This window comes from Legionella feeleii (assembly GCF_001467625.1).
In the GTDB taxonomy this organism is placed as follows: Bacteria; Pseudomonadota; Gammaproteobacteria; order Legionellales; family Legionellaceae; genus Tatlockia; species Tatlockia feeleii.
Window position 1 is genome coordinate 439,645 of the sequence record NZ_LNYB01000085.1, and the last position, 7,006, is coordinate 446,650.

Below are 7,006 nucleotides of genomic sequence, written 5' to 3' on the forward strand. Positions count from 1 at the left end.
AACAAACGTTTCCTTCATCACAACGCTTTTTGCTTAATTTATTGTTAGAAATTTCAATTAATCATCATAATACTTGAAAATTAAGCACATTTATTATTAAATAAGCTTCGCTATGATGAGCCCACAGGCATGAGCTCCAAGTTAAAGTAAGAGGTTACAATGATATATCGCTTTTTTTTAATCGCTCTTTATTGCTTTTGTGCAGTTAGCTTTGCTTCAAATAACCCACTTCTACCCAATGATGCCACTAGCACATTAAAGACAATCTATAACAAGTATAAAGCGATTAAAAAGGGGCAGAATGCTTCCTACATTCCTGAACTTGCCAAAACAGACTCCCGACTATTTGCTATCTCAATTGCCACGGTAGATGGTCATGTAATTTCTATAGGGGATGATAGCACTCCATTTTCTCTGCAATCGATATCGAAGATTTTTGCTTATGCACTTGCTATAGAGGACAATGGCCCACAAACCATTTTTAAAGAAATCGGCTTGGATGCAACCGGTGAAAAATTTAATTCTATAGCAGCGGTTGAGAATAAAATAGGCCAGGCAAACCCCTACGTGAATGCTGGTGCTATACAAACAACGAGTTATATAAAAGGGCATAATTCTCATGAAAAGTGGAATAGGATGTTGACTCTGTTTAAAGCCCTGAGTGATGGAAAACCTTACCTTAGCGAGCCTGTTTACCTATCTGAAACCCAAACAAACATGCGTAATCATGCAATAGCTCATCTTTTGAAGTCCAATAGTAAGCTTGTCGGTGAGCCGGAAGATGCCTTGGATCGCTATACGAAAGCTTGTTCAGTGATGGTCACAAGCAAGCAGCTGGCGCTGATGGGAGCTACCTTGGCAAATAATGGTATTAATCCCATAACCAAGCAAAAAGTTATTTCCTCTGCCGTCATTAAGAGTGTTTTAGCGCAGATGGTGATTAATGGTCTTTATGAAAAAAGTGGAACCTGGTTTGTTAAGGCTGGAATTCCTACCAAAAGCGGTGTAAGTGGTGGGTTGCTGGCTATTATCCCAAATAAAATGGCAATTGCCGTCTATTCTCCCCCTCTTGATGGCAGTGGTAATAGCGTCAAGGGGCAAATGGTTTTGAGAGACCTGTCCGCACAATGGCGACTGCATTTACTGGAGAATAGAACGTCTCCGTTATAGGCTGGAAAATGGGGGCAGTACTTGTATACATCGTAGCGGCTTTTCCGAAAAAAAAGAGCGGCTCTACCCCATTTGCCGGGGCACTTTAGCAAGCGTAGCCTGGTTGCTTGCAACCAGGATTTCAACCTAACTCCCTATACCTCATTCACCAAAATCACACCCCGAAAGTTCTCTACTCCAATTTTTCGGTTATGAACCTTTATTGACATACCTATGGAAACTTGGGTAAGGCCAATCGATTACTTCTTTTACCAATCTATGTTTCACCGAGTTAAGAAGTCCTGGTTGCAAGCAACCAGGCTACGCTAGCTTCAAGGAGCTTTCTATATGATTATCAGGGCTTGTATACATCGTGGCGGCTTAGGCAAGTCCCCAAGAATTAGCCGCTTTTCCAAAAAAGAAGAGCCCCAAAGAGTAATCTTTATTTTTTAAAGTACGCCTGCCACAATTTTCGATTTTAACTGAGTTTTGCTGCGAAGCTATTAATTTATTGATTTAAAAGGAGATTCGATGGTCGGGACGGAAGGATTTGAACCTTCGACCACTAGCACCCCATTCTTAAAAAGACCGTTTTCAAGCAGTATCAATTGATATCAAAAAGCATCATTAACCTATTGTATTTTATTAATTTTTACCATCTGATATACTTCAAAAAATATCAAACGATTTCATGTGAGAACTCACGAAAGTACACCTAGAAGTACACCTAATTTTTAAGTGGTGCAATAATGGAAAGACAATTTACAGATGCCTATATTCGATCTTTAAAACCAAGATCTTCTCGTTATGAAGAATTTAGAGATGGCGGTTTTGGTATTCGAGTCACCCCCAAAGGATTAAAAACGTTTCTATACCGTTATAAGATCAACGGCCAAAGGCATTTCATAACCATAGGCCACTACCCTGCTATGAGTTTATCGGAAGCCAAGAAACGTTTTATCGATTTAAGCGACATACGTCATGGCGAGGTAAATCCCAAGGAACAGATCGCAGAACAAAAACAGAAAGAGCAAAGCACGGTAAAAAATCTGATACTCCACTGGTATACCAACTACATTGAAAAACACCGTGCCCAACCGCTGCAAATCTGGCAGCATATCAAAGTAGATATCATTCCCTTATTGGGCAATAAAAAACTCGAACATTTAAAAACTCGTGAGATCACTCAAGCTCTCGATAAAATCGTAGGCCGTGGCTCCCCTATTCACGCAAACAAAGTACTAAGCACACTAAAGCAAGCCTTCAACTACGCAGTAAGCCGAGGCGAAATGCTGTTAAATCCAGCCATGACCATACGAGCCAGAGACATAGGCGGTATAGAAAAGCCCAGAGAACGTTTTTTAACCCTCGATGAAGTAAAAACCCTGTGGCAATTCTTAGACAGTAAAGAACATGGTACTTCTTTCCAAATCCGTGCAGCCCTGAAAATCATCCTGCTAACAGGTGTAAGAACAGGAGAAATCCGAGTAGCCAAATGGTCTGAATTCGACTTTGAAAACTCCTTATGGACTATTCCATCCGAAAATACCAAAACCAACGTAGTCATGAGAATTCACCTCACAGAATTGACTAAACAGGTATTACGAGAACTCAAAGCACACAGCGATTCAGAATACGTCATTACAGGCGCAGACGATCAAAGTATATTATCGGACCGAGCTATGCCAAGAGCTGTAATCAGAATACAATCACGAGTAGGTATTCCGCACTGGACAGCCCATGATCTAAGACGCACCTTTGCCACTCAACTTGGTGAGGCATTGCATGTTGATCCGGTGGTGATTGAGAAATGTTTGGGGCACAAGATGCCTAAGATCATGGCCACTTACAATAAAAATGAAATGCTGCCTCAGCGAAAAGAGGCTTTAAATGCCTGGTCAGAGCTTATTGAAAATATACAGCAAGATAATGTAGTAATAATCCAACCCAAAAGAGCATCAGAACAATAAGGAATTTTCATGGAAAGTAACCCAGCCAATTTTGAACAATACCATATTCGACGTTTATATGATGAAGAAACTGGAACATGGTTTTTTTCAGTTGTAGATGTAGTCCAAGCCTTGATACAGCAACCCGATTACCAAGCTGCAAGAAATTATTGGAAAGTGTTAAAAAATCGTTTACAAAAAGAAGGTAGTCAGTCGGTTACAAAATGTAACCGACTGAAATTAGCAGCAGCAGATGGCAAAAAATATCTCACTGACGTTGCAAATGCCGAAACATTGCTACGGCTCATTCAATCAATCCCAAGCCCAAAAGCTGAACCCATTAAACTATGGTTAGCAAAAGTCGGCTACGAACGCATGCAAGAAATGTCCGACCCCTCTCAAGCACTTGATAGAGCCAGAGAAACATGGAAACAACATGGCTACAGTGAAAAATGGATACAACAGCGCATGACGGGTCAGGAAACCCGGAATAAGCTCACGGATTATTGGAAAGAGCACGGCATTGACGAACCCAGTGAATTTGCAATCCTTACTAATATCATTCATCAAGAATGGACAGGATTGAGTGTAAAAGAACACAAACAGGCAAAAGGATTAAAATCCCAGAGCCTACGAGATCATATGAGCGAAGCTGAGCTAATCTTTACAGCACTTGCAGAGCTATCCACAAGGCAAATTGCCGAAGCGACAAATGCCACTGGAATGACTGAAAACCAGAAAGCAAGTAAGCAAGGTGGTGGCATTGCTAAAAAAGCACGTATAGAACTGGAAGAAAAAACTGGTAAAAAAGTCGTAAGCAAAGATAATTTTTTACCGAATAAAAAAACTTTATCAAGCAAAGAATAAAGCTATGGATATCAGTTATTTCCAAAATGGAAATAACTGATCCAAGCAACTCTTTCCATTTTGGAAATTGTTCGATATTACGTCATAAAGAACATCTATGAGAGCAGGAGAAAACCAAAGGGTAGAGCACGTTTGCCCTACCCTTTCATAAATAAATACAATATAGCTGTATAAATAGCATTTTTAAGTATTATGCAGAAGGAATACGTTTATAAATAACTCTGCCTCCAATCGAGATTGGGATAGAGGCTAAATTTCCACTTTTTATTGCCTCACGGATTTTTAACTCACTCGGGTCTTGATTTATTACAAAGTTACAAGAAGTTAACTCATCCGGAAGCTTAGTAGTATTAAATAATTTAGAAAGTTTAAAATCATTACACTTTAGGCCGGAGGCACATTCAAATATCGAGTCTCTTTTTTCAGTATCAAACCCAAGACAAAAATCTGCCCCCGCTAATTTGACATCAGAAAAAAGCCATATGTAATTTTTCTTTCCAGCATTAAAAGTAGCCTTTCCAAATTTACTGGACTCCAAATTGGCAGCAAGAAAATCTACTTCTGTTAATTTGGCATTAGTAAAATTTGTCTGAGTTAAATTGGCATTGGAAAAATACACATTTCTAAGGTTAGAATTTCTAAAATTCGCCTCTGTCAGATCAGCACCATTAAAATCTATATTTTCTAATATACTGCCCTCAAAATTTACATAGGCTAACTTCCCTCCAGATAAATCCACATTTACCAAATGAATATGAGATAAATCAAGACTATCAGAAGAAGTATGAGGTATGTCGTATTCTCCTTCGACTACAAAATTTAAGATTGCTTGAATATCAGTTTGAATATTTTCATTATATAGAAATCTTTTGTCATTAGAGTGAATGGAGCGATGGTTTTTTACATAAGAAATTAACGTATGGAGAACTGGCCAATAAAAATCCTTATTAGTTCGAGCCAAATTTTCTAAAGCATAGATTCCTCCGACTCTAACTTCTAGCTGAGGTGATGCTAATGTATTTAACATCGCTGCAAAAGTTTCATTCTCAAGCTTGCTCTCAGTTATCTTCAAATTTAATATGTTGGCTTGAAGATTTTGATTTCCGCTAGTTCTAATCTGTTCTAACTCTTGTCCCCCAAGATAAAAAGTGGCAACTACTCCAAAAACTTTAAAAAATTGAATAAGCGAATATCCTTGTTCATTTTCATTATTAGAATTTAATAGAAACAACGTTCCGGTAAGAATTCCGACAAACCAAACTAGGGAAAATTTAGAATTAGCACTTATTACCTGATACAAAAAAATTAAAAAGCCAAATATGAAAACAACATAAATCGTTGTCTTGGAATTTATTAACTTGTTCATTTCCTCTAGCCTACTAGCTACAATTACATGCCATTAATGAGAACACATGCTATCACATAAAATTTTTACACTCATATGATACCGTTTCAATCCAAATATTGGCTTACTTTACAAAACTAAGGGCTAAGTCTTTCATTATCCAAAGAGAACAAGAAAGGCATACACCATGATTTATTAAATATAACAATATGATTTTTAAATATATTTAATTAAAATCACTTTCTTGCTCTGATAACCTCTAATAAGAAATCAATCTTAATTTTTAACAACAGCCATAAAGTAAACTAAGTTTACAAAAAATTTTATTCAGCATAGGATTAACCGTTACTAATTCCCTATCTCCTATTTTTTAGGGGAATGAACATTCACTTAGGCTAAGCGATGAAAACAAAAATCGAACTACTGTTTCATATAAAGGCTTAGGCTTCCTATCGAATTAGAAAATGTAGGCATGATTAAATTCAATGATGAATGGCTTCCGAAAATTGATGGCCAGTATATTGCCGATGAAATAATAAAAAAATTAGCTATTCAAAAAGAGAGATTAACTGGCAATCAAGTTAAATACATTCGCTCTTATTTTTCTATGCCCCAGCCAGAATTTGGCAAAACAGTGGTTCATGAATCACACTCAGCTGTCCGTAAATGGGAAAAGTGTAGGGATGAGATAACCACTATGAATGAAAATACCGAGCACAGATTTACATTATTGAACAGACACAGACTAAGACCCAAGCCGAACAAGAGAATTTCTATTCAAATTTTAAAAAAAGCAAAGTATTTGTGAATGCTGAACGCAAAAATCCCAAGCCAATTCGATTAAATCTCTGTGCATAATTGCTCACCCCCTGATTTTGATTTAGATTAAAGCGTGACAATTTGTCACAGTTTGAAAATAACTTGATATAAATTCAATCAATAACAGGTAGAAAAAACCTTTGACAAACACTCCGATTTAAATAAACATCATCAATAGATGACCATTAAATTAAACCTGCACCACAATTTTTTAACTCCCCAAATCAATGAGCCTAAATCCGTCCAAAACAAGGCCGACCTTAACCCGACACATCAACCCGGCACAAACCCGACATAGCAAGATTCAGTACTGGCAAGGAGAAAAAACCTGTCGAATCTAAAAACCAGACAAAGTGAAACTCTCTAGGCCGACCCACCTCATAACTCCAGATCTTTTATTTATGTTTTTACGCGCGCGAGGAAAAATTTTTTTAAACAATTTTGAACAAAAATAACCAATTGCCAATGTAAAAACTTCTCAGTAAAAAAATATAAAGTTCATTGAATATCATTTAGTATCAAACTCATTTTCCCTATTGACACTCTCCACGGATTTCCTAGAATGAATCAAGTTTAATGCATCTTGGTTATCTAAATGTCATCGATTGATAGCGTTTGATATCAATTGAAATAAAAATACAGGGTTAAAACAGGAGTAAAAATGGATTTCTTATTCGTCACCACATACGAACTGGATGCACTCAGTGAAATCCCGTTAATCCAGAGAGTAGTCTACCTCATGGGACTCCGCCCTTATATGGATAGAAAGACCTTTATCGTAGGCATCAGAGTTATGCTCGAATCTGGTGTATGTGAAAAATAAATTAGGTGGCGTATCCTGTTGATTGTTCGCCAAGAACATAATCAACAAAAGGAA

5 protein-coding genes and 1 pseudogene are annotated in these 7,006 nt (G+C 37.4%); 5 read left to right on the plus strand and 1 reads right to left on the minus strand.

Annotated features, from left to right (window positions below; translation table 11 throughout):
• The first annotated feature begins 159 nt into the window (after positions 1-159).
• The 3 genes from glsA (at position 160) to Lfee_RS14375 (ending at position 3,965) form a co-directional block, all read left to right on the plus strand.
• On the plus strand, positions 160-1,170 hold the full coding sequence (gene glsA / locus Lfee_RS14365; protein WP_058447675.1) for a glutaminase A: 1,011 nt from the start codon (positions 160-162) through the stop codon (positions 1,168-1,170).
• 728 nt (positions 1,171-1,898) lie between these two features.
• The gene (locus tag Lfee_RS14370) at positions 1,899-3,119 is read left to right on the plus strand and encodes a tyrosine-type recombinase/integrase (protein WP_058447676.1); all 1,221 of its coding nucleotides are present in this window, start codon (positions 1,899-1,901) and stop codon (positions 3,117-3,119) included.
• A gap of 9 nt (positions 3,120-3,128) precedes the next feature.
• Positions 3,129-3,965, plus strand: a complete 837-nt coding sequence (locus tag Lfee_RS14375; protein ID WP_058447677.1) for a BRO family protein — start codon at positions 3,129-3,131, stop codon at positions 3,963-3,965.
• 190 nt (positions 3,966-4,155) lie between these two features.
• Here Lfee_RS14375 and Lfee_RS14380 read toward each other — a convergent pair whose 3' ends face one another.
• Complete coding sequence (locus Lfee_RS14380) at positions 4,156-5,331, minus strand: pentapeptide repeat-containing protein (protein WP_058447678.1); 1,176 nt, start codon at positions 5,329-5,331, stop codon at positions 4,156-4,158.
• A gap of 451 nt (positions 5,332-5,782) precedes the next feature.
• Between Lfee_RS14380 and Lfee_RS14385 the strand changes: the two genes are divergently transcribed.
• Complete coding sequence (locus Lfee_RS14385) at positions 5,783-6,118, plus strand: hypothetical protein (RefSeq protein ID WP_238584941.1); 336 nt, start codon at positions 5,783-5,785, stop codon at positions 6,116-6,118.
• 672 nt (positions 6,119-6,790) lie between these two features.
• Positions 6,791-6,919: pseudogene (locus tag Lfee_RS17720) on the plus strand (Vir protein); the annotation flags it as partial.
• Positions 6,920-7,006: the final 87 nt, after the last annotated feature.